21 protein-coding genes are annotated in these 23654 nt (G+C 41.1%); 4 read left to right on the top strand and 17 right to left on the bottom strand.

Features of this window, described 5'->3' with window-relative positions:
* Positions 1–5: 5 nt before the first annotated feature.
* The 4 genes from EJ995_RS05125 to EJ995_RS05110 form a co-directional block, all read right to left on the bottom strand.
* Positions 6–233, bottom strand: coding sequence for a PspC domain-containing protein (locus tag EJ995_RS05125; RefSeq protein ID WP_126446294.1), 228 nt, complete (start codon positions 231–233; stop codon positions 6–8).
* Between the two features lie 38 nt (positions 234–271).
* Complete coding sequence (locus EJ995_RS05120) at positions 272–1564, bottom strand: DUF2851 family protein (RefSeq protein WP_241234695.1); 1293 nt, start codon at positions 1562–1564, stop codon at positions 272–274.
* Between the two features lie 57 nt (positions 1565–1621).
* A complete protein-coding gene (locus EJ995_RS05115; RefSeq protein ID WP_126446292.1) occupies positions 1622–2611 on the bottom strand; it encodes a PLP-dependent cysteine synthase family protein in 990 nt (329 codons plus the stop codon).
* Positions 2612–2732: 121 nt separating this feature from the next.
* On the bottom strand, positions 2733–3965 hold the full coding sequence (locus tag EJ995_RS05110; protein ID WP_126446290.1) for an ABC transporter permease: 1233 nt from the start codon (positions 3963–3965) through the stop codon (positions 2733–2735).
* Between EJ995_RS05110 and EJ995_RS05105 the strand changes: the two genes are divergently transcribed.
* Genes EJ995_RS05105 through EJ995_RS05095 form a run of 3 tightly spaced genes read left to right on the top strand, consistent with a single transcriptional unit; the run spans position 3946 to position 6277 of the window.
* Entirely contained in the window at positions 3946–5271 is a 1326-nt protein-coding gene (locus EJ995_RS05105) for an exo-beta-N-acetylmuramidase NamZ family protein (RefSeq protein WP_241234694.1), read from the top strand. The two genes, EJ995_RS05110 and EJ995_RS05105, sit on opposite strands and share 20 nt — an antisense overlap.
* Positions 5264–5809 (top strand): hypothetical protein, encoded by a 546-nt coding sequence (locus tag EJ995_RS05100; RefSeq protein ID WP_126446288.1) that lies wholly within the window; start codon positions 5264–5266, stop codon positions 5807–5809. Before EJ995_RS05105 ends, EJ995_RS05100 begins: the two co-directional genes overlap by 8 nt.
* 24 nt (positions 5810–5833) lie before the next feature.
* Complete coding sequence (locus EJ995_RS05095; RefSeq protein WP_126446286.1) at positions 5834–6277, top strand: DUF1569 domain-containing protein; 444 nt, start codon at positions 5834–5836, stop codon at positions 6275–6277.
* A gap of 84 nt (positions 6278–6361) precedes the next feature.
* Here the strand turns inward: EJ995_RS05095 and EJ995_RS05090 are convergent, their stop codons facing one another.
* The 6 genes from EJ995_RS05090 to EJ995_RS13290 all read right to left on the bottom strand — a co-directional run bounded on the left by EJ995_RS05090 (position 6362) and on the right by EJ995_RS13290 (position 11846).
* Positions 6362–7081: a hypothetical protein gene (locus tag EJ995_RS05090; protein WP_126446284.1), complete on the bottom strand. Its 720-nt coding sequence runs from the start codon at positions 7079–7081 to the stop codon at positions 6362–6364.
* Positions 7082–7087: 6 nt separating this feature from the next.
* The gene (gene obgE / locus EJ995_RS05085) at positions 7088–8098 is read right to left on the bottom strand and encodes a GTPase ObgE (protein WP_126446282.1); all 1011 of its coding nucleotides are present in this window, start codon (positions 8096–8098) and stop codon (positions 7088–7090) included.
* Positions 8099–8292: 194 nt separating this feature from the next.
* The gene (locus tag EJ995_RS05080; protein WP_126446280.1) at positions 8293–9462 is read right to left on the bottom strand and encodes a T9SS type A sorting domain-containing protein; all 1170 of its coding nucleotides are present in this window, start codon (positions 9460–9462) and stop codon (positions 8293–8295) included.
* 134 nt (positions 9463–9596) lie between these two features.
* Positions 9597–10490, bottom strand: a complete 894-nt coding sequence (locus EJ995_RS05075; RefSeq protein ID WP_126446278.1) for a tetratricopeptide repeat protein — start codon at positions 10488–10490, stop codon at positions 9597–9599.
* 59 nt (positions 10491–10549) lie between these two features.
* Entirely contained in the window at positions 10550–11653 is a 1104-nt protein-coding gene (locus EJ995_RS05070; RefSeq protein ID WP_126446276.1) for an adenylate kinase, read from the bottom strand.
* Between the two features lie 67 nt (positions 11654–11720).
* Complete coding sequence (locus tag EJ995_RS13290; protein WP_262707153.1) at positions 11721–11846, bottom strand: hypothetical protein; 126 nt, start codon at positions 11844–11846, stop codon at positions 11721–11723.
* Positions 11847–11906: 60 nt separating this feature from the next.
* On the opposite strand from EJ995_RS13290, the gene EJ995_RS05065 reads away from it, so the two are divergent.
* Positions 11907–13046 (top strand): 5-(carboxyamino)imidazole ribonucleotide synthase, encoded by a 1140-nt coding sequence (locus EJ995_RS05065; RefSeq protein ID WP_126446274.1) that lies wholly within the window; start codon positions 11907–11909, stop codon positions 13044–13046.
* Positions 13047–13251: 205 nt separating this feature from the next.
* On the opposite strand, the gene EJ995_RS05060 is transcribed toward EJ995_RS05065, so the two are convergent.
* From EJ995_RS05060 to porU, 7 genes are all read right to left on the bottom strand, one after another.
* Positions 13252–13935: an SDR family NAD(P)-dependent oxidoreductase gene (locus EJ995_RS05060; RefSeq protein WP_126446271.1), complete on the bottom strand. Its 684-nt coding sequence runs from the start codon at positions 13933–13935 to the stop codon at positions 13252–13254.
* Entirely contained in the window at positions 13928–14923 is a 996-nt protein-coding gene (locus EJ995_RS05055) for a M20/M25/M40 family metallo-hydrolase (protein ID WP_126446268.1), read from the bottom strand. Before EJ995_RS05055 ends, EJ995_RS05060 begins: the two co-directional genes overlap by 8 nt.
* A 101-nt stretch (positions 14924–15024) precedes the next feature.
* Positions 15025–16779 carry a pyruvate dehydrogenase complex dihydrolipoamide acetyltransferase gene (locus EJ995_RS05050; protein ID WP_126446266.1) on the bottom strand — a complete coding sequence of 585 codons (1755 nt, stop codon included), beginning with the start codon at positions 16777–16779 and terminating at the stop codon, positions 15025–15027.
* Between the two features lie 3 nt (positions 16780–16782).
* On the bottom strand, positions 16783–17781 hold the full coding sequence (gene pdhA, locus EJ995_RS05045) for a pyruvate dehydrogenase (acetyl-transferring) E1 component subunit alpha (RefSeq protein ID WP_126446264.1): 999 nt from the start codon (positions 17779–17781) through the stop codon (positions 16783–16785).
* Positions 17782–17933: 152 nt separating this feature from the next.
* Positions 17934–18416, bottom strand: a complete 483-nt coding sequence (gene cdd / locus EJ995_RS05040; protein WP_126446262.1) for a cytidine deaminase — start codon at positions 18414–18416, stop codon at positions 17934–17936.
* A 3-nt stretch (positions 18417–18419) separates the two neighbouring features.
* Positions 18420–19592, bottom strand: coding sequence for a type IX secretion system outer membrane channel protein PorV (gene porV / locus EJ995_RS05035; RefSeq protein WP_126446260.1), 1173 nt, complete (start codon positions 19590–19592; stop codon positions 18420–18422).
* A gap of 43 nt (positions 19593–19635) precedes the next feature.
* Complete coding sequence (gene porU, locus EJ995_RS05030; RefSeq protein ID WP_126446258.1) at positions 19636–23481, bottom strand: type IX secretion system sortase PorU; 3846 nt, start codon at positions 23479–23481, stop codon at positions 19636–19638.
* Positions 23482–23654 lie beyond the last annotated feature (173 nt).

Genomic DNA, 23654 nt, shown 5'->3' with positions numbered 1-23654 from the left:
AGGTTCTATAAATCAAAAACTGAACTGCGCTTGACATAAATCAAATCCTTGATGCGCAACCAGAAGGCAATAACAAGATAAACAGCAAATCCTGCTCCCAATGTGGCAAACGTAAAATAGATAAATGTGATGCGCACGTTGCGCGCGCGCATACCTAATCTATCTGCCATGCGCGTTGAGACATAGAAGCCGTACTTCTCCATGTAATGACGCAATTCTGTTACTATTCGCATAAGACAAAGTTAAGCAAGATAAACGCGTCCACAATTATCTATGAGCCAGCCGTCATAAGTCTAACGCCTATATCACAACTCAGACATTTGTTGACATCGCAATAGTTCGGTTTTAATTGTAAAACTGCCTGACTTTGTAACGCATCATTTACAGTAATAAGCTTATTGTATCCTGTAACTATAGTGTTCTTTTCTCTGGGTAATTGACGCATCAGCTCTAGCAAAGGCTCAAAATCATTGTTGCCTTGGTACTTGATGAAGGCAAACTTGGCTGGAATGACGCAGTTGATGATTATAAGGTTGATCAAAATCTCAGTCAGTAATTTCTCGCGAGAGGTTGTTTCTTTGTCAAAGACGTGATGAGTATCCCAATATTTAGAAGCTCTCGCCTTAAACAATGATCTCATTTGACCTAAATCATTTGTCAATAATAATTCTCCGAATAGCAACGGATTCCGATGATACAATTGCGCCAATTGCGAGATGCGCACGGTAGGATAATTGGCTGGTCGCAGTCTGAAAAATTTGAGTGGTGTGTGGATAGGTTGTAGTTGATGTTTTGCTTTCGCGAAAGCGTATTCCCTCAAAAGCTCTCCTGCATAATTATCTTGATGATCCTTGTCAAGAAGACCTGCTTGTCCTAACATGACAGCTTCCAGGCTGAAAGCGTCAGTAGCAAGTTTCCTCAATGTAGATTGCGGTATACTTGTGGCGAGTTGCTCAAAAGCATCTGCATTGACCTTAGTACCAAAACTGCGACATAGCAACTGGAAAAATGTCGATTCCCAATCGCCATTATTCATTTCAAGGGATTTAATGATCTTGTGATAACGCTGCTCTAGACGTTGAATAAAAAGTTTATCAAGCCATTGATCTACATGAAATTGATCTACTCTACCTATGGATTTCTCACAATTGATGAACTGATTGTTCTTGTAAGCAAATAGCTTAGTATAGGAAATAATGAGTTCATCAGGAACATACCTAGAAACTTCTAATACGGGAATATTGACCTCGTCACGACGAGAGATTTCGGCATCGTGTTTCCACACTACATGCAAGATTACGTTGTCATATGCAGGGTCGTCATCATGACCATGCTTGTACCAGTCGCTCGCCTTGATATGCATCTCTACATTACCAGCCCATAATTGATTACCTATCAATAGCCTAGAATTAAAAAAGTCCGGACCTGAGTGAAAATTATGGCTACCTAGTGATTTGATCACTATTGGGTCACCTGTAGTTGTATGCAGTGCCAGGCCAGATAATTTCTTGAACTTCCATAAGTAGTGGATGAAATCTTCTTGCATTGATGCCTGTCTTGACATGCTAATTTAGAGCATAGTAATCAAACACTAGCAATTATAGACTTAGTCTAGGTGATCCTATTCTTCTAACCAGCCTTTTTGGGCCATCCATTCATCGTTGAAGAATTTACCTACATAACGACTGCCGTGATCGTGGTATAATATCACCACGACATCGTCCTTAGTAAATGGCGTTTGCTCATGGATTTGTAACAATCCTTTGATCGCCGCTCCTGCGCTGTTCCCTAAGAACATACCTTCTTCTTTGGCCAGTCTGCGTGTGTAGATGGCAGCATCTTTATCAGTTACTTTGGTAAAGCCATCGATAACCTCAAATCTCACGTTGAGTGGTAGGATATCCTCGCCTATACCTTCAGTAACATAAGGATAGATCTCATTCTCATCAAAAATACCTGTCTCGTGATATTTCTTAAACACACTACCATAAGTATCAATTCCCCAAACCTTAATGTCTGGATTTTGCAATTTTAAATAAGTCCCTACTCCTGAAATCGTACCGCCGGTTCCTACACCTACTACAAAGTGAGTTACTTTACCATCAGTTTGTTCCCAGATTTCTGGACCGGTACTCTCGTAATGTGCTTTACAATTGGAAGGATTATCGTATTGATTTACATACCATGAGTTAGGTATTTCCTCGCTTAATCTCTTGCTGGTAGAATAATAGCTTTGTGGATCGTCTGGTGCGACATCTGTAGGACATACGTGAACTTGTGCACCTACTGCTTTGAGGATGTCCATCTTTTCTTTGGATTGTTTGTCGCTGAGAACGCATATAAGCTTGTAGCCTTTTATAATGGCAGCTAGTGCGAGTCCCATTCCTGTGTTGCCGCTGGTTCCTTCAATGATGGTTCCGCCTGGTTTGAGGCGTCCGTCGGCCTCTGCGTCCTCAATCATTTTAAGACCCATACGGTCCTTGACGCTGTTTCCTGGATTGAAGGTTTCATATTTTGCCAGCACCAAGCATGGTAAATCTTCTACCAACTTGTTCATCTTTACTAGTGGCGTGTTTCCTATGGTTTCAAGGATATTTTCAGCGTATTTCATGAAATAATTTTGCGCTGCAAATTTAGGATTTTGCAGGCAGGTAATTGCTACATCAATGTTTGTTATTTAGTCTAGTGAAGTTGGGTTTGTTAGCTTTCGCGAAAGCGTAACTCACATAAAATCATTCAAAGCGCATAGCCTTTACTGGTGAGATGCGACTAATGACTAGTGTAGGTAAGATCAATACAAGAAGACAAATGGTGATCGTACCCAAATTGAGCAACAACACATGCCACCAAGAGATGTAAACGGGCGCTTGTGAAACATAATAGGTCGCTGGATCCAACGTGAGCGGCGCCAGGAAATATTGAATTGCCACCAATCCCAATCCTATTAAATTACCCCAAAAAAGTCCTTGCAGAATTAAACTCATGGCATTGTACAAAAAGACCTTGCGGATGTTCCAGTCTGTCGCACCTAGCGATTTGAGCAATCCTATCATTGCTGTGCGATCCAATATTAACACCAGCAACGCCGTAATCATATTAATGATACCGACAATCAAGATGATGCCAATGATGCCGTAGATATTGCCATCCAGCAATGCCAACCACTGAAAAATTGTGGGATACATATCCTTGATCGTGCGAGCATCCAGCAGTTGTGGTACTTCCAGATATACCTCACGACCTATCCGATCGATATCATTGAAATCGTTGACGAAAACTTCAAACTTACCGACCTCATCATCCTGCCACTTATTGATCTTCTGGATGTTGCGCAAATCGCCGATAATGAATTTCGTGTCGTATTCCTCAAGACCGCTATCATAGATACCTGAAACGGTGAATGCTCTACCTATGGGCTCTTCATTAGGTTTCATAAAATAGGTGCGAGCCTTGTCACCTACTTTGAGATTGAGCCGGCGTGCGATATCATCTGATATGAGGATGTCCTTAGATGTTTTTTCTAGGCTTACATCTGGGCGCGTTCCCGCAATGATAAAATCATCAAACAAATCCCAATTATAATCTGTGCCAACACCTTTAAGAATCACGCCCTCAAAATCTGTTGCGGTACGTATCATGGCGCCCTTGGTAGCTACCGCTTGCACATGGCTCACATCAGGCACCTCGTTAAAATCTGGGTAAAAAGGTTGATCACGAGAGATAGGTCTTGTGGTTGTAATACTGTTATTGCGATCAAATAACGAGATACTTATGTCGCCGTTAAATGCACTCACCTTTTCCTTGATCTTTTTTTGCAGACCAACACCTGTGGCAACGGCGATGATCATAACGATCATACCTATGGCAATTGCAGCGATGGCAATTTTAATTATCGGTGCGCTTACGCTATTTTTATAAGCGGTACTACTTTGTACTCGACGCGCTATGAAATATTCTAGATTCAATCCTTCTTTTAAAGTATTCAAATATACCATAATCCTTATGGCCGTGATGCTGCAATCCTGCGATGCCAGCATCAATAACAAAAATAAAACCCAAGGAAAAGATGCTGTCGATAACCCTAAAGTCTCTTCTCAAACTAAGTCGATCACCAAGGTCAATCCACTCCAAAACATTGCTGTACCAGCAGCAGATCGAGTTGATGATTGGCTGCCGCTACTCAAAGGAAAGAGAATTGCCATTGTAGGCAATCAAACCAGCGTGATTAATAGCCATACGGTCGAGGAAAGAGCTACATGGGATGACAACGTACAAGTACGATATGTACACCTAGTGGATAGTTTACTGGATCGAGGCGTTGATGTGGTCAAGGTTTTTGCTCCAGAACATGGTTTTAGAGGCACGGCAGATGCTGGTGCCGCTATTGAAGATGGAATTGACAAGCGCAGCGGTTTGCCTATCATTTCCCTTTACGGTGCTAACAAGAAACCTACAATAGATCAATTAGATAATGTGGATATTATCCTGTTTGATATACAAGATGTAGGTGCAAGATTCTATACATACATCTCAACGCTGCACTATGTCATGGAAGCCTGTGCAGAAAATAAAAAACAACTCATCGTACTTGACAGACCTAATCCCAATGGTAATTACATCGATGGACCTATCCTAGAACCTAAGCATAAGAGTTTTGTAGGTATGCATCCGGTGCCTGTGGTTCATGGTATGACAATAGGTGAATATGCACGAATGATCAATGGCGAAAAATGGTTGCCTTATGGCGAGCAGTGCAAATTGCAGGTGATCGCCATGAAAAATTACAACCGTGACTTACCCTATGAATTGCCTATCGCGCCATCGCCTAACCTACCCAATGCTCAATCCATCAATTTATATCCCAGCCTATGCTTCTTTGAAGGGACTGATGTTAGTGTAGGTCGTGGTACTAACATGCAGTTTCAAGTTTATGGATCACCATCGCTGGCAAAGTATCGTGATTTCTCATTCACACCAACGCCTAATGTAGGTGCCAAAAGACCAATGTTTAACGGGAAACGATGTTTTGGCGTTGATTTGCGTGATTATCCTAAACTTGATAAAATCGAATTAGAATTTCTAGTCGATGCCTATAGCAAGGCGCCTTACAAACAAGCTTTCTTTAATGACTTTTTTACCAAGTTGGCAGGAACAACCGTACTGCAAGAACAAATAGAGAAAGGCATGAGCGCAGAAGAAATTACATCTACATGGCAAGACGGATTGAAAGAATACAACGAGATGCGACAAGCGTATTTACTTTATGAATAAAGCACTCCAAACATATTGCTCTGAACTGAATTTAAAGACTTTAGGATTATGCCTCGTATTTCTATTTAACGCATATTTTCTTTACGCACAATCTTCAATTCTAGATTCCGAGGTTGATGAAATTTTGCAATATGTGGATTCAATAAAATCTGTAGAATTAATTAAAGGCTCTCACGCTCACCATACTTTTCATAAATATCGAAAGAACAAAATTCTTTGGCATAAACCTACTGGTGGATCTTACCTTGAAGTATTCAACATGGACAATCATAAGATGGCAATGGTTGAGTATACCGGTGGCAATGATGATCTTTATTTTTATGAGAATTACTACTACAAAAACGACACATTGGTCTACAGTGAAATCAAACAGAATTTTTGGAAGGAGCAAAAGAAGATATGGCAAGCCACATACTTGATTTTGAAGGATTCGGTGCTTTTAGAAACCTCCATAAATTATTCAGATGAGGACGTTGACTATATTAATGAATTTGCAAAAAGGGCTAAGAAATTAAAAGCTAACCTGAAAAACTTGTAGCGTAACTTATAAAAAGATTGGAAAATGAAATCATTTTTTGAACAGCAAACCTATGAAGAACTGAGAGCTAGACTACAACAGATTGAGTCTAGCGCACAACCAGAATGGGGAAAGATGAATGCAGCACAAATGTTTCAGCATTGTCAATATCCTATTCAAACAGCTCTAGGGAAAGATAAGTTCAACATGAAACCTAACTGGATTGTCAAATTGCTGTTTAAAAAGATGATGTACAGCGAGAAACCCTTTAAGAGAAATGCGCCTACTCCTAAAGTCTTTCAAGCCACTGACAATTATGACTTTTCAAGCGAGAAAGAAAAGCTAGATCAATGGATGCAAGAGTTGTGGTACGACCGTGACAATGAAGACCGTCGACCTCATCCTGTATTTGGACACTTCACCAAAGATCAATGGGGCACTCTACAGTGGAAGCATCTAGATCATCACTTTAGGCAATTTGGTGTTTAGAAGTTTGTATTTGATCACGCTTTCGCGAAAGCGTAAATGAGAATCACCACCAATTCTGCATGAATTTTGTGTAGCCTAAATAGTTTATTGCTTCTTTAGATACAGGATGGTTCCTGTCTTGACAAGTGTCATCATGAGGTGACTTTCATCTACAAAGTTAATTTCATAGGTCTTTGGCTCTGATCCTTCTATACCTAATAGCAGTATACCATCAGCATCACCTTGAGACCATATCAACTCTTGGGTGAATCCCAACGCTCCAAAACTTGCCGAAAAGTCCTCGTTAAATTCCGTCTCTAGTGTTGCTAGCATGGTTTCAGTCATTTCTGGCGATTCCTCAATAGCAGAAGCTTTGACTTCTAGGGATTTCCATTTACCGACTAATTGTTTTGCAGTAAAAGCGATAGGTTCATAATCGTCCTTTAGAATGTATTTTTTAGCCGGTACGTCAATGGCGCCTTTGCTTAATAACAATCGTGCGTTTCCCATCTGTAGTTGAGCAAGGCCATTTTCTTTGACGGTAAACTTCTCACTTGAAGGACCTAGTAAAAGTTGGTCACCATCAACGGTGTACGATCCAGAGTCTGATTGACCCATCATCGAGATCTCAAAAGTTTCATCAGGATTTATAGTAACCTTCAAAAACTGAAATACAGCTGATAATGTAGTGATTGTCTCTTCTGGAATTTCTTCATCAAGAGAAGCTGTATCAATACTTTGAAAACTCCAGGTTCCTAAATAATCTTGAGCGACGCTGAAATTTGCCGTGAGAAAAAGAGCGATAACTAGTAAAATTGATTTCATAATCATTTATTCTTCATTAAGCATTTGCCACAAGCGATCCTTGAGCTGTTGCATATTATATTGACTTATCGAGCTTATAAACATGTATGGTGCACCATTAAAGGCACCTTGATTGTCTAGCTCCTCTCGCATTTGCTCCATGAGTTCCTCATCTAGCATATCTGCTTTAGAAATAGCTACAAATCGTTCCTTATCCAGCATTTCTGGATTGTATTTGCGCAACTCATTGAGTAGTATCTCATACTCTGCACTGATATCGTCTGAGTCTGCTGGGATTAAAAACAAGAGCGTAGAATTACGTTCTATATGTCTTAAGAACCGGTGACCTATTCCTTTACCTTCGGCAGCGCCTTCAATTATACCAGGAATGTCGGCAATGACAAATGTTTGAAAATCGCGGTACTCAACAATTCCTAGATTAGGTTTAAGCGTGGTAAATTCATAGTTGGCAATTTTAGGTTTTGCAGCGGTAAGAACTGATAGCAACGTTGACTTTCCAGCATTAGGAAATCCTACCAGACCTACATCTGCAAGAACTTTAAGTTCAAAAGTCACGTCTACCGCTTGACCTTCAGTTCCAGGCTGTGCATATCGTGGCGTTTGTCGCGTGGAACTTTTAAAGTGCCAGTTACCGCGACCGCCTAATCCACCTTCACAGATGATAAACTCATCACCATCTTCCAGTACCTCGTGAACGATCTTACCAGTTTCTGTATCACGTACGACAGTTCCCAACGGTAAATCAATGTAAATGTCCTCACCATCTTCTCCTGTACGGCGTTGTTTTGCACCGTTGCCACCTTGAGCTGCCTTGAAGTGACGCTTATACTTAAAATGATACAGCGTCCACAGGTTTTTATTCCCGCGCAATATGATATGACCACCACGACCACCATCACCGCCATCTGGACCACCTTTCTCGATGTACTTCTCACGGTGCAAGTGCGTACTGCCTTTACCACCACGACCAGATTCAAGGTTTACTTTAGTGTAGTCAACAAAATTTCCTTCAGTCATAACTTAGATTGAAAATTTGAACAATTCCTAAAATGACCATGCATACAATATGCAGTAATAGGTTAAGTTCTTTCAGTTTGCAAAAATACGTACAATTTAAAGCATACATCAATTAGGGCAAATCAAGGATTGAATCAATAAAAAACCGCATCTAGATGTGGCTAGATGCGGTTTGAATAACGATTAAGGATGAATTACTTCTTGAGCAATCGTATCGCTCTTTGGGAGCCATTGGCAAGTGTTACTTGAGCAATGTATAATCCAGTACTCAAACTACCTGCGTTGAACTGAGTACGCAATGCATTGTCGTCGCTCTCGTAAATTAGTTTACCTGTTTGATCATATACAGAAACTCCAGCAATCAATTCATTTTGATTTTCAAAAACCCATACATCACTTGATGGATTAGGATATACTTTGAAACCAGCAAAAGCTACATCATCATTTGATGCGGTTGATGATGTAAACGTATAAGTAGAATTAGACCTTGAGAAGGTAATATCGTAAGTGCCAGCAGTAGCAGGAATATTATCGCCACTGTTCAAAACTGCAGGGCCTTCTGGGAATGCCGTGCCACCCCAATTGACACTCCAGTCTTGATCTTGTCTAAACTTGATATCACCATCATTAATTACCTGATCTTCTAGCACATAAACATCTCCATTCTCACTTGACATCATGATGTCTGGTGTCTGATTCTCTTCTCCAGGCCATCCAGCGGCGCCTGGACCTACTAGACCTATAGACGGAATATCAAAAGAATAGGCTAGAGTCTCAAGATTAAATGAAACATTGTAAAAACCACTAGTTGAATTGATCGCCTCACCACCTTCTGTAGCAGTACCAGATGGAAAATCAGCAGAAGAGTAAGTTGTTGTTGTTCCCACTTCTCTAAATTGTAGCATAGTATCACCCAATTGAGTAGTGCTCAATGTATAGTTGACACCATCAGTAGTAGCCATTTCAAAAGCTGTGTCACCATCTGCAGTTCCAACTAGTTCAATCTCAGTAAATGTTGAGACGTCTTCAAAAGTATAGGTATTACTATTTAAATCCAACGTAATATCATAGACGCCAGCTGCTACAGGGATATTACCGCCAGTCACATTTCCTGATGGGAATGTATCACCACCATAGTTAGGCTCATCCCAATTCTTGTTGGTTCTAAATTTTGCCGCACCGGTATTTAGCGTCAAGCCTTCAATAGTATGTGTACCATCACCATTGTCGGTAAGCTCTATATCTGGCGTTGAATTGTCATCACCAGGCCATCCATTGGCAGCTGGTCCCACAATACCAATCGTCTGGGCGTTCAGGGCCATTGCACTGAATATCAATGCACAAAAAAGTAAAAGTTTTTTCATAATTAATTAAAATAAAAAGTTCTGTTAAAAATAACTAGATCAACTCAAGTTGCTCTAACAGAACTAAATGTTTTACGAAAACGTTTTCGGTTGTTTTCGCAACTACTTATTTTTTACCTCTTAAAATTGCAATACTAGTTTTCACCCGTAGTGCTTTTCTCTATCTCAATCTTTAATTGCGCTTCTAATTGATCAAGAATACCATCTAATTGAGTGTTGTTGTAGGTATTAGTTTCTTTTTTCCATTTGAGAAATTCATCTCTGTTTAAAGACCTGAAATAATGCCCTGCGATATTGAAGGCAATTTCTGCTTTTAACTCTTTTTCAAAGTCCTTTGATTTTAATTCATCATATAATTTTATGGACTTATCTATTTGATCTGAGTTTGCATAGGCAAAGTTCAACTCTTTCAATAGCAATATATCTTCAGTCACAATTACATCGCTTGAATCTATAAATTTTAGTGCCTTATCATACTGTCCGCTTGCATTGTACGCAAAAGCTATTTCAAACGGCAGCCTCTCGTATAATGGGTCCTCAGCATGAACTTCCATTAAGTATGGTAAAGCTGCGTTGCCATCACCTGAGTGATTGAACGCAAATCCTAAATCATATTTATATTTCAAATCCTTCTTCTCAGGATTGTAATTTTTTAATAAACCACTTAAACTGGTGACAAAATCTTCCTCTAGTTTTAAAACTGCTACATCGTCGTCAGAAAGAATATGAGATTTGTTCCAATTTGACTCTATACGCATAATCATCATCCCATTAGGAATACCTTCAAATTGGAGAGTATCATCATCTTGAGCATTTAGGTTTCCTAGATAACGAAATGACATTCCTGCAGTCGCGTCAAAATAGACGATGCCAAGAACATATTCATTTGGATCGTTACTTCTTAAAACACTGTACTTTTCAAATGCTTCACCAATAGAAGATTCAAAAGTCAGATCATTCTTTATCTGCGAGCTACCTAAAGAACTTATCAGAAAAAATATAATTAATGCGGGTAGAGATTTTGACATATGCTTAAATTCAATTAGTCCTTTTTAGAGGTTTTAATCTGATTAAGGTAATTGAATTCTTACAGCTTATCAAACTCCACACTCAATCGATCAGTGATCTCATCGACGCTACCTACGCCATCGACACCATAGTATTTACGCTGGTTTTGATAGAACTCTTTAAGTGGTGCCGTTTGCTTGTAATAGACTGCAATACGATCCTGAATCACCTTTTCATTAGCATCATCAAGACGACCGCTACTCTTGCCGCGTTCTAGCAAACGATCTACCAGTACATCATCCTGAACTTCTAGAGCGACCATGCCGCTCACTTCGGTATCCAGCGATTGTAGTAATTCATCAAGTGCCTTTGCTTGAGCATCAGTACGTGGGAAACCGTCAAAAATAAAACCATTAGCTTCTGGATTTTTCTCAACTTCAGCCTTGAGCATCTTGATAGTCACCTCATCTGGTACAAGATTACCCTTATCCATGTATGATTTTGCTAGCGTTCCCAGCTCAGTCTCGTTCTTGATGTTGTATCTAAAAACGTCGCCGGTAGAAATATGCACCAGCCCGTATTTATCCTTGAGACGTTCTGCTTGTGTTCCCTTTCCAGCACCTGGTGGGCCAAATAATACAATGTTTTTCATGCGTGAAGTTTGTACATAAAGTTCGGGCAGGTTGCGCCCTAAGTTATTATAATCCATGCCGTATCCCACGACAAATTTGTTCTCGATATTCTGTCCTACATAATCGATTTTAAAGTCTCGCTTGTACACATCTGGTTTGAGAAATAGGGTCGCAATGTGTAGTGCTGCAGGCTGGTGGGAATTCAGCTTTCGCGAAAGCATATCAACCGTCAAACCCGTATCCACAATATCCTCTACCACGATCACCGTTCTATCCTTTAGGTCAACATCCAACTCGATATCCAGTTTGATGGTTCCTGTAGATTGCGTGCCCTCATAACTACTCGTTCGCAAGAACGCGACCTCGCAGTCACCCTGGAATTTGCGTGTCAAATCTGCCAGCACCATGTAGCTACCGTTGAGCACACCTATAAAAATGGGACGTGAGTCCTTGAGATCTCGGTTGATTTGATAGGCGAGGTTTTCCACAGCCTGCTGTATCTCGTGAGCCGATAAAAATGGTTTGAAATACAGGTCGTGAATCTTGATCAACGCAGGGAATTTTGAGCAAAGATAAGGATTAAGAAAAAGTCATTTTAGAGTTCGTTTGTATAATAAATTAGCCATTTGCGATTGCTTTGAAGAATGGATCGGTGATCATTTGGGCGTTGCCTGCGGCCGTACTTTGCGCTACAATCTTTTTGATACGATCGCTTATTGCGCTCGCATTAAAAAGGATTTTCACTACAATCACTAACGCGTCTTAAATTTTAAGATTAAGAATGATAAAAGTTATTTTTGGAAAATGGGACAAACACTTTTTTCTTCAGATTTCAGGTTGGGTATTCTAGGCGGTGGTCAATTGGGCAAGATGATGCTGTACACAACGCGCAAATGGGATATCCAGACCTATGTCATGGACAAACACGATACGGCGCCAGCTTTTGAGGGCAGCACCGTTTTTTTTGAAGGAGACATCATGGACTACGAGGCCGTGCTGGAATTCGGCCGGCAAGTTGATGTGCTTACCATCGAGATTGAGAACGTCAATGTTGATGCGCTAGAGCAGTTGGAAAAAGAAGGCGTTGCCGTTTCACCTAGTTCCAAGGTCCTGAACCTGATACGCAACAAGGCTACCCAAAAGACCTTTTATCAAGAGTACAATATTCCTACCGCACCTTTTGAAGTCCTAGAAACGCCAAAGGTTACGGATCGCAGCTTTCCATACATCTGGAAAAGTGCCGAAGGCGGCTATGACGGCAAAGGCGTCAAAGTCATACGTTCTAAAGATGATTTAAATGACCTGCCTGATCAGGAATGTATCTATGAAGACATGATCGACTTCAAACTAGAGCTTGCTGTCATCGTTGCACGCAATGCTAGTGGTGACATGACCACCTATCCAGTAGTAGAGATGGAATTTCACCCAGAAGCTAACCAAGTTGAATATGTATTATGTCCAGCGAGAATAGATGATAACATCGCAAAACAAGCACGCGAACTTGCCTTACAGGTTTCACATGCCTACAATCATGTAGGATTATTAGCGGTAGAAATGTTCTTGACTCAAAACAACCAATTACTAGTCAATGAGGTCGCACCACGACCGCACAATTCTGGTCATTACAGTATTGAAGGAGCTGTGACTGATCAGTTTGAGCAACATGTGCGCTGTGTACTGGACCTTCCTTTAGGTTCTACAGATACGGTCCTGCCGGCAGTCATGGTCAACCTAGTAGGTGCCGAAGGTCATACAGGCAACGTCGTTTACGACGGCATCAACGAGATCCTTGCCATGGATGGCGTCACACCACATATTTACGGTAAAAAAGAAACCAGGCCCTTTAGAAAAATGGGACATGTCACGATTGTCGCAGACGATATTGAAAAAGCCCGCAAACTTGCTGAGATTGTGAAAGGGAAAATTAAAGTGGTGAGTAGTTAGTGGTTGTCGGTTATCGGTTATCGGTTATTGTAGTTTGAAGATTGGTGACAGCTAATTATTATGGAAGAATTAGGTTCAAAATTTGAATTCAGGAAGAGAATTCTGCTGGCAATGGAAAGGATTGATTAAGACGTCTATCGCATTAATTCAAATATCAAAAATCTCCAATCAAAAATCGTTGATCGTTATTCAATATTCGATATTCTTAAGGCGTACTACTACTCACCTCAAGTGTTTTACCATTATAAAACTTAGTACCAGTAAGCGCAAAATCCATGATATATTGAGCCATTTCTTTAGGTTGCAGTGGTGCTTCATATCCAGGGAAAGCCTCGGCAAGCATTTCGGTTTGTACGGCTCCTAGAGCTAGTGTATTGAATGATGGACCGGATTCTTTATATTCTTCTGCCAATAGTTCAAAAAGCGTTATGACCGCACCTTTTGCGCTGCTGTAGGCTGCAAGACCCGGGAACTTGGCACTACCTTGGATACCACCCATAGAGCTTATGGCTACTACATGCGATGCGTCGTGCAATAATGTCAGTAGCTTCTGTGTTAACAGCGCTACTCCAAAAACGTTGACCTCATAACAATTCACAAAGTCAGATTTGCTTAGTTCTGCAAAGGGTTTATTGACTAGCATTCCTGCGTTATGAATCAGAATATCGACTTGATCAACGGTTTTTTCAATTTGCTCTACAGACTCAATGATGCTACTCTCATCTGCGAGGTCGCATGAAATGGCTGTGATGTTTGAGTTGTCCAGTTGCTGGATGCTATTTTGCTTTCGCGAAAGCGCAAACACTTTATAACCACCGCTAGCAAATAGCTGAGCTAATTCAAAACCAATGCCGCGACTGGTTCCTGTGATAACGACGTTTTTACTCATCGATAGCAGCTGTCAAAACGGGTACCTCATCATTGATAATCTCAAAAAGACCTGGCATAACAGCATTGACAACGTCTGCCATGTGCCTAGCACTAACCTGTGATATATCGTCTCCTACCTGATGATAATGATCAAAGTTGGTAAAGTCAAAGGTGCAGAAAGTCTGCGCTGGTATCTTGAACACCTCGTAAAAACTATAGTTATCGGACCTGCGGAAGAGATTCATTTTAGCAGCAGCTTCCAGTTTTTCAGTCACTTTGAATTTCTCATACTCACGATTAAAAATCTCACCCATATTAGAAGTATCGTATCCTGTTAGGTAAGTGATGTATTCTTTATCAACCATAGGCGTTCCCGTCATTTCAAAATTGATCATGGCAACGACATTCTCACCATTGGCTTTCATTTTTTCAGCAAGCTTTCTTGAGCCTATGAGTCCTTTTTCTTCGGCAGAGAATAATGCAAATACTACTTTTCTACGATTGAAGTCCAGTTTTTTGAAAGCATCTGCGATGGCCAACACCGTTGCGGTTCCCGTTGCATTGTCATTAGCGCCATTTGCAATACTATCGCCATCAACAGCACTGATGATACCTATGTGATCATAGTGTGCACCTATCACGATGGTTTCTTTCATCAATTCACGATCGCTACCTGGTAACATCCCAACCACATTGTAACCTTTGAGATCACCAGAGCTGAATGCATCAAAATAGCCTGAACCGTATGGTTCAATACCTATTGTTTGAAGTCTTTCCTTAAGATAGTCTGCGGCCATCTCAATGCCTTTTGTGCCAGTCTCACGACCATTGAGCTCATCACTAGATAAATATTGAACGTCAATGGCAATTTGAGTAGGGTTTGCAGTAGGTAAATAGACCTTACGCTCCTTGATCTTGGCAGTAGCCAAATCCATTTTTTCCAAGCGCCTGGACGTACCACAAGATGCTAGAATCAACGCAACGATTAAAACTGAGAGATTTTTCATAACTAAAATTGATTTTTCTAAAAATAATAAAAGCAAACGGCACTAACCGTTATAAAGCAAAAAGCCGATCCAAAGATCGGCTTACTGTTGTAAATAAAATTCTATACGTACATCACGATAGGATTCTCGATATAGGCTTTGAACGTTTGCAGGAATGCGGCACCGGTTGCACCATCAACGGTACGGTGATCGCAGGCAAGTGTAATCTTCATCACATTACCTATAACGATCTGTCCATCCTTGACAACTGGCTTTTGTACAATGGCACCTACTGACATTATCGCACTGTTAGGCTGATTGATAATAGAGGTGAACTCTGTAATACCAAACATTCCCAGGTTAGAAATAGTAAACGTGCTGCCTTCCATTTCTTTAGGTTGCAGCTTTTTAGAACGTGCCTTACCAGCGAGTTCCTTGACCTTACCACCTATTTGTTGCATGCTCATTTGATCTGCAAACGGTAATACTGGAACCAGCAAACCATCTTCAACCGCCACGGCAACACCTATATGGATGTGCTTTGCCATCCTAATAGCTTTATCAGTCCATGATGTATTGACCTTAGGGTGTTTGCGCAGTGCCATGGCTGCTGCCTTGATCACCATGTCGTTAAAACTGATCTTAGTATCAGGTAATTCATTGATGGCCTTGCGGCTTGCAATAGCATTGTCCATATCTAAATCTAGACCTAGATAGTAATGCGGTGCTTTGAATTTTGATTCACCTAGGCGCTTTGCAATCGTCTTACGCATTTGTGAGTTAGGAACTTCTTCCCAAGTCTCAGTGCCTACGGCTTCAAATGCTTGTGCTTGACCAGCTGCTGGTGCGCTACCAGGCTTGAAGTTTACAATGTCTTTTTTGGTAATACGACCGTTTTCACCAGAACCTTTTACATTGGATAGGTTTATACCTTTATCCTTTGCCATTTTCTTGGCAAGCGGTGATGCAAAAATGCGTTCACCATCACTGCCAGCACCAGATGCATCTGGATGACTTTGCGATTGCACATCACCATATGCTGGTGTAGATGCTGGTTTAGAATCTGCCGTTGCTTTTGTACTTGAAGAACTCTTTTTTTCTTCTTCTTTTTTATCGTCCGATTTTTTGTCCTCAGCTTCAGAGTCAGTTTTCTTCTCAGACTTTTTACTGTTAGATGATGAACCTGATGATTTCATATCGATACTGGAAACATCTGTTCCTTCCGGGCCTATGACGGCTAGTAAACTATCTACCGCAGCAGTCTCACCTTCTTGAATACCGATTTTTAACAATGTACCCTCGTGGAATGATTCAAACTCCATGGTTGCCTTGTCGGTCTCAATTTCGGCAAGAATATCGCCTTCTTCAACCTTATCTCCTTCTTTTTTGAGCCATGAAGCAACCGTACCTTCTTCCATCGTGTCGCTCAATCGCGGCATGGTAATGATTTCTACACCATCAGGAAGATCAGCGGAACTTGAGTCTGAATCTGAACTTGAGTCTTCTGAATCGTCTGAATTATCCTCTTCAGAATCATTGCTATTAGATTCTTTGTTGTCTGACTTCTCGTCTTTTTTATCTTCTTTCTTATCGTCATCGCCGCCAGCATTGCCGTCTAGCAAAGCTTGTACATCTTCGCCTTCTTCACCTATAATCGCAAGTAGTTGATCTACAGGAGCAGTCTCACCTTCTTGAACACCTATATGCAATAACGTTCCTTCATAGAACGACTCAAACTCCATTGTGGCTTTATCGGTCTCAATTTCCGCAAGGATATCACCTTCTTCTACCTTATCGCCTACTTTCTTGAGCCATGATGCTACAACACCTTCTTCCATCGTGTCGCTCAATCGCGGCATGTTTATAATCTCTGCCATTGCTTATAATTTTGCTGGTAAAAATGGATAATCGTCCTGCTCATAAACAGCATCGTACATCACATTCTTATCTGGGAACGGTGACTCTTCGGCAAATTTCTCACACTCTGCAACGCGTTCCTTAACTCTTTTATCGATCTTTTTAATGTCCGCTTCCTTCACGCCGTTTTGATCCAATAATCGCTCTTTTACCTGAGTGATTGGATCGATCTTTTGGTATTCGGCAACCTCATCTTTAGTACGGTACTTTTGAGCATCACTCATGGAGTGACCTCTATAACGGTACGTCTTCAATTCAAGAAATGTAGGACCGCCACCAGATCTTGCTCTTTCGATCGCTTCATGCATCGCCTCAGCAACTTTTTCTGGATCCATGGCGTCCACAGGTCCACAAGGCATTTCATAACCTAGACCTAGCTTCCAGATCTCTGTATGGTTTGCGGTACGCGCAACACTTGTTCCCATTGCGTAACCATTGTTTTCTACGCAGAATACCACCGGTAAATTCCATAGCATGGCAAGGTTGAATGTTTCATGTAACGATCCTTGACGCGCAGCACCATCACCAAAGAAGGTTAAAGTTACCGCATCACGATCGTGATACTTGTCGCCAAAGGCTATACCAGCACCCAATGGAATTTGTCCACCAACGATACCATGACCACCGTAGAAATTATGTTCTTTAGAAAATATATGCATGGAACCACCTAGACCTTGGGATGTTCCAGTAGCCTTACCATAAAGCTCTGCCATGACTCGCTTAGGATCAACGCCCATACCTATAGGCTGTACGTGATTACGGTAAGCCGTGATCATCTTGTCTTTTGATAAGTCCATCGCATGCAACGCGCCTGCAAGAATTGCCTCTTGACCATTGTATAAGTGCAGGAATCCACGCACCTTTTGCTGTATGTAAACCTGGGCTAGCTTGTCCTCAAACTTTCTCCAGAAGAGCATCTCTTCATACCAGTTTAATAATACTTCCTTATCGACTTTTTTCATGTAAAAAAGATTGTTGTTATTATGCTTTCGCGAAAGCGTAACTATCATAAACACCCAAACAATGAACGATCATTATCCTGTGATGCACTAACAAAAATAGCCTATAAAAACGGAAAGAAAAACCTATGCGAAACGAAAAGAATGCGAAAACGTTATAGGTACTTTTTGTCGAATGCTAAGGGTAGCAATTCTTTATGGCTGTTTACATGAGCGATGTTGCCGCTAGCACCCATGAAATAACATTCTAGTGGTTGTTGCTGGCGCATCTCATATTCTGCAATACTTTGACGACAGGCGCCGCATGGTGGTACTGGCTTAGTAAACTTGTTGTCGATGCCGCTTGCAGTGATGGCCATTTTGACAATCGCCTTACCTGGATGGTTAGCGCCTGCAGCAAATATTGCCACACGCTCTGCACACAAACCTGATGGGTACGCAGCATTTTCTTGATTGTTACCGTGAATTATAGTACCATCATCTAATTTAATGGCGCAACCTACCGTGAATTTTGAATATGGCGCATAGGCATTTGATCTAGCTACAATCGCTTCTTTCATCAGATCGCGGCTGTCTTGATCTAATTCATCAATATCGTCATATAAGTGGACGACGGTATGTAACTCAAGTTTCTTGATAACCTAGTATTGAACGTACTCGTCACCAAAGTTGAAGGTGAGACCAAACCTCAACGTTCCTTCCAATGGCGATTGTACTGCACTTGTCGAAAATAAATAAGATAGATCAAGCACAATTTCAGAGAATTTGAAACCAGCTCCCAATGTCAAGAATTGACGGCCACCTTTTTCATCACTCTCATTGAAATAACCTGTACGCAAGGCAAATGTGTCGTCATAAGTATACTCTGCTCCAAGTGCCCAGGTAATCTCTTTCAGCTCTTCACTACTACCACCTGGCGCATCGCCAAATGATTGAAAGATACCCGAGAAGAAATCTACATCGTCATCTTGTCCTTGTAGAATCTCTTGTCTATCACCGTCCTCATCTTGATCTTGTAGGTCTCTAATTGGTGGTGTTGGCACAAGTAATTTATTAAGCTCTGCAGTTACTCCTATTTTGCTAAATCCATCATCTAAGATAAAATCAAAACCACCACCTAATCCTAGGTTGGTAGGTAAGAAATTCTCTTGCCCACCAGTATCATAAGAAATCTTAGGACCTATGTTTGATATATTAAAACCACCACGCCATCTACCTGAGAAGTCGTTGTATGGAATCTCCTCACTTTGATAGTAACCGGCTACACCTACACTAAAGCTGCTCGCTGCACTAGCGTCATTACTTTGTGATTGAATACGCAAATCACTGCGTAGAAAGCGACCTGTTACCGCCATGGAGAATTGCTCTGACAATTTGAGTGAGTAAGTACCGTCGATGACAAATTCATTCGGGCTTTCCTCAGTTCCTGTCTCACCATCTTCAGTAATAAAAATGGTACCTAAACCGAAATACCTTATGCTACCTGCAAATGCGCTTTGCTCATTAAACTTATTAGCAAACGCAATTTGTCCAATACCTATATCATTAACAAGCTGCCCTAAATAAGGTGTATATGCGATACCAGCCTGATATTCACGATCAATGAAAGAATATTTTGCTGGATTCCATTGTTGTGACCATACATCAGGACTTGTTGCCACACCCATGTCTGCCATACCACCTGCGCGGGCATCACCTGCTATGCGTAAAAACGGTAGTGCCGTCGTAATAACTCTAGAATCTTGTGCTTGTACTGGATTTATATCAACTAGTAATACTAAAATGGTTGTTGATAGAAGAAGAAATCTTTTCATGTAGGAATATTAGCCGTGGTCAAATATATAGTAATCAATCTTACTAAAGGATGACCAGTTTTTCAATTTTGCTCGCCGTCTCATTTGCTAACGAACTTTTAACAGTTATCTTATAAATGTAAACACCTTTTGCCAACCGTTGACCAAAATCGTCCATACCATCCCAAGTTATCTCGCGAGAAGTAAATCCGGTTGTTGTGATAATCTGGTTTTGAGTCCACACGACTTTACCGGTTACCGTCATCACTTGAACTTGAACATCCAGCGGCTCAAAAGGACGGTTGTGATTGAACCAAAACTCTGTATAGGTACTAAACGGATTAGGATAATTGAGAACTCTAGTAAGCTCAATACCGTCGCCAGCTGCCACTACAAATTGTATTTCTTGGGTGCTGCTATTATTATAGGTATCCCAGCCTTTCACAGTTAGCGTGTGTAATCCAGGTTCTATATCTCGCAATGGGAAAAACACCTTACCTCTAGTAAAATCATCCACGTCGGCCTCATAATAATCGTTAAGAATGAAAGGATTAGTCTCATCACCATCTAGAATACCTATGATATCGTGACCTATACCGCTTGCTGTATTGATACCATTCATGTCCTCAAGAAATGCCAGTATTAATGGATTAGGATCTGTGATGCCGCCGCTTACAAAATTGCGATCGTTCATAAACAATTCTATTTCTGGCCCGACATTATCTTCTGGTGCGTCCTCGTTGATGCCACCTATGATGACTTGTTCAGAAAATCCATTTTGATCTTCTAACGGCTGGTCTCGTTGAGCGTAAAAGGATAATCGACCGTTCCCCAAAGGTATTTGCGTGTCGCGTGGCAGCACAAACTCTACATTAAACAATCCGTTCTCAACAGTCGCCTGACCACGAAAGAGAACCTCACCTTGTTGGTCAAAGTTCAATTTAATGATATCACCATCACTGTCACGGCTATTATCATTTGCGAACGTGGTGCGATCTATTGGTTTATCAAATAAGGTTACCGACACCGTACCATTATAATCTGGGATCAATCTACCCGAAAGATCTTGCACCTCACCAGATACGGTAGCTCGATCAAGTGCTCTTAATTGTGGCTGATCGTTTGCAGTGACGATAGGCTGCCCATTAATTGCCGTTAGGGCTACTCTTGGTGATGGAAATGCTAGTTTTAATGCTGGATCACCAATAAACGCAACCACTCGACGTGTGCCATTTCTTGCAAGTGCTGGATCGGTTTTAGCGAGCCTAAGTGCCTCGGCCATCGAGATAGGTTCAACATTATTGAACCCAAAGAGGTATTGATCTAGAGTATCATTTAAAGTAACACCAACACTGATGAAGATAAGTCTGTTAGTTGCCACAAGCGATATTGCACCACCTTGAGGATTGAGGTAGGTAATCTCGCCACCACTTGTTCTTAACGGATTATCATAACGGGTGAACTCGCAGGTTACCGTAATAAACAACGGCAACGTATTAGCATTGCGCAAATTGCGGACTAGGGACTGCGTGACCACAAATTCTTGCGACAATCCATCTTCATTACCATGACCAAAGTAATTGATTACCAGTGATCCTTGCTCAAACGCATTACGTATATCATCCACAGCGTCTGGATAGCGCTCACCACCAGCAGTACTCACCTGATCATAACTATCTAGAAGTATTTTGCGTACATTGTAATCTGGTCGATTCTCGGTAATATCGTCTGCTAACTGATTCACACTTTCCTGCAAAATATCATCACTAGGAATATCGACGTCATCACCTATCAAGGTAACATCATTGCGCCAGCGTTCAAACGCTGGTCTTGCCGTGTAGCTTACGATCTTATCTACCATTTCTCTAGCCTCTTGCTGGGTCGATACAATCATTCGACCTACGGCGATGTCCATAAGATTATTGGTTGCGCCTGTTCCTTCTTCGGGATCCATGTACGTAAAGAAATCGTCTGTGCAATAAGATCCTACCGTAGAGGTGCTGTTAGCAGACAAAAATGATGGTACAATATTATCCTTGACAGCAATCCTGTCCTTATAATCAAAGCTCGTATCTCCAAACATATTGAGATATTGAACCCTTCTTGATGGATCTGATGCATTGTCATAGACGTACTTAACAAAATTCCTGATCGCACTTATGTCCTGCTTGCCTTCTGAAAACTCGTTGTAAATATCTTGTAGCAAGACAACCTTAGTATTGAGATTACCGTCACGTATGTGATAATTAGCCAGTCGTTGGGCTTGATTCTGTAAAAAATCAGGTGTGATAATCAAGTAATCAATATCTACAAATGAGCCACCACTATTGTTAAAAATCGTCCCTTTGAGGTTTTGATTACCTACACGGGCATCTTGTGGTAATACTGGACTATGATAATCACTTGGTACAACGGCTTGATAGGTGCGTAAACTTCCTTGTGGCGCATTAAAATTGAATTGCGCAGCATTGTCAATATTCTCTATGCTCCTAATATTGAACCTATCGGTGATATCCCATGCAGCACTTATCTCACTGGCATTACTCACAGCATATTGAGCAACACCAGATCGCACCGCACTTTCAGGCACATAGAATTTGAATTGCTTACCTATGCCAGTAAGCTCCTGATATGCATCAATGCGGATATAATCCAGATATGCCTGCGCACCAGGATTTCCTGCGTTATCATAAGACAAGGTCACGACCGCTTCATCGCTGGTCAAGTTGACATCTGTATTATTGATCAGTGTGTTGCGTCTAGCGACTGATATGTTATCGTTAGACAGCCCAGTATAACTAGTCACACCTAACGACTGTCCATTAATTGAAAAAGACATGCTGGTACGTATATCGCTTATAGCTCCAGTTGTGATTCGCAACCTTGCAGGCCTGGAAGCAAGAACATTATCAAATTGCAGCGTAAAACTTTGCTCGGGCTCAATACTAAAACGTTCACCATACCATAATCGACCTATCTGACCAATGTTACGTTCATCAGTCTCCACATGTTTAACCACTTCATAAGAAGTATAAGTAACCGTTGGCGCTTGTGTTGGTTGGTTAAAAGCGGCAATCCGTTTTCCCGCGCCACCACTAGCGGTTATGTAGTAGTATGTATCATCGTCATAAGGATTGATAAAACTATCGTTGTCCTCAATAAATTCTGTATCGCTTGCGACTGCATAAAACAGCACTTCATCACCGCTATCTAGAGACCCATCAGCACTACCATTGACCCGTATGGCAATTTCCGCAGGATCATAAAATCGATTATCCTCATTAGTTAAAGGTAGTGATGTGCCGCCTTGTCCATAAATTTTCAAATTACGTGGATCTATATTATCGACATCCATACCTAAACTTGAAAGAAAACCTTGTGTTATACGATGTACGCCTGTTTGCTCCACTTTAAAACGATACCAATCACCGCTAGCAAGAATAGAATTAGTCAAGGTAGTATTCTTAGGAGCCGCCGTCGCGGTTGCCATACTGTAATTTGCCGTAAAAGAAGTTACCCGATAGATGTTGCCATTACTCCTATATATAGGATGCAATTGTATTTGTATGTAGTTACGCTTTCGCGAAAGCGCATTCCCAACAATCAAATTGGGACTCACGGGAAGATTGCTCTCATCGAGATCTTGCAAGTCTGCTCTCGAGATAATTTCAGTCTGCAAATTGCTTAAACGTGCCGATAATGGATCAATGCTACCGTTTATCGATAAAATATCAGAGAATAAGATATTCCCATTTTCATAAACCAAATGATCCTTGAAAGCCGGCACGGTGATCGTCGATTGCCCGACGGCAAGCGTTTGAGAATCTTGCCAATCCAACTGGTAAGAATGTGACTGACCTAAGGCAAAAGCCCATGAAATAAGGAAAAAAAGCGATAATGTAAATTTCATCAAGTAACTAACGTTGCATCGCAAGGTATATTATTGACACAAGGATTAAAAAAATAATAGACTGTAAAATAAAGCGAGCCAAATGCCGTTCTCCTTTTTTTAACTAGCAATCGCATACATAAGTTGATAACAATAGGTCAGTTAGAACAAGTTAGTTATTATATTGCGACTCG

This window comes from Nonlabens ponticola, assembly GCF_003966335.1.
Taxonomy (GTDB): domain Bacteria; phylum Bacteroidota; class Bacteroidia; order Flavobacteriales; family Flavobacteriaceae; genus Nonlabens; species Nonlabens ponticola.
The sequence above is the reverse complement of the archived record's forward strand: the minus strand, read 5'-3'. Positions and strand labels throughout refer to the sequence as shown.

Coding starts and splice junctions, on each gene's coding strand:
- EJ995_RS05125 (WP_126446294.1), bottom strand. CDS start 233: ATGCGAATAGTAACAGAATTGCGTCATTACATGGAGAAGTACGGCTTC.
- EJ995_RS05120 (WP_241234695.1), bottom strand. CDS start 1,564: ATGTCAAGACAGGCATCAATGCAAGAAGATTTCATCCACTACTTATGG.
- EJ995_RS05115 (WP_126446292.1), bottom strand. CDS start 2,611: ATGAAATACGCTGAAAATATCCTTGAAACCATAGGAAACACGCCACTA.
- EJ995_RS05105 (WP_241234694.1), top strand. CDS start 3,946: ATGAAATATTCTAGATTCAATCCTTCTTTTAAAGTATTCAAATATACC.
- EJ995_RS05100 (WP_126446288.1), top strand. CDS start 5,264: ATGAATAAAGCACTCCAAACATATTGCTCTGAACTGAATTTAAAGACT.
- EJ995_RS05095 (WP_126446286.1), top strand. CDS start 5,834: ATGAAATCATTTTTTGAACAGCAAACCTATGAAGAACTGAGAGCTAGA.
- EJ995_RS05090 (WP_126446284.1), bottom strand. CDS start 7,081: ATGAAATCAATTTTACTAGTTATCGCTCTTTTTCTCACGGCAAATTTC.
- obgE (WP_126446282.1), bottom strand. CDS start 8,098: ATGACTGAAGGAAATTTTGTTGACTACACTAAAGTAAACCTTGAATCT.
- EJ995_RS05080 (WP_126446280.1), bottom strand. CDS start 9,462: ATGAAAAAACTTTTACTTTTTTGTGCATTGATATTCAGTGCAATGGCC.
- EJ995_RS05075 (WP_126446278.1), bottom strand. CDS start 10,490: ATGTCAAAATCTCTACCCGCATTAATTATATTTTTTCTGATAAGTTCT.
- EJ995_RS05065 (WP_126446274.1), top strand. CDS start 11,907: ATGGGACAAACACTTTTTTCTTCAGATTTCAGGTTGGGTATTCTAGGC.
- EJ995_RS05060 (WP_126446271.1), bottom strand. CDS start 13,935: ATGAGTAAAAACGTCGTTATCACAGGAACCAGTCGCGGCATTGGTTTT.
- EJ995_RS05055 (WP_126446268.1), bottom strand. CDS start 14,923: ATGAAAAATCTCTCAGTTTTAATCGTTGCGTTGATTCTAGCATCTTGT.
- EJ995_RS05050 (WP_126446266.1), bottom strand. CDS start 16,779: ATGGCAGAGATTATAAACATGCCGCGATTGAGCGACACGATGGAAGAA.
- pdhA (WP_126446264.1), bottom strand. CDS start 17,781: ATGAAAAAAGTCGATAAGGAAGTATTATTAAACTGGTATGAAGAGATG.
- porV (WP_126446260.1), bottom strand. CDS start 19,592: ATGAAAAGATTTCTTCTTCTATCAACAACCATTTTAGTATTACTAGTT.
- porU (WP_126446258.1), bottom strand. CDS start 23,481: ATGAAATTTACATTATCGCTTTTTTTCCTTATTTCATGGGCTTTTGCC.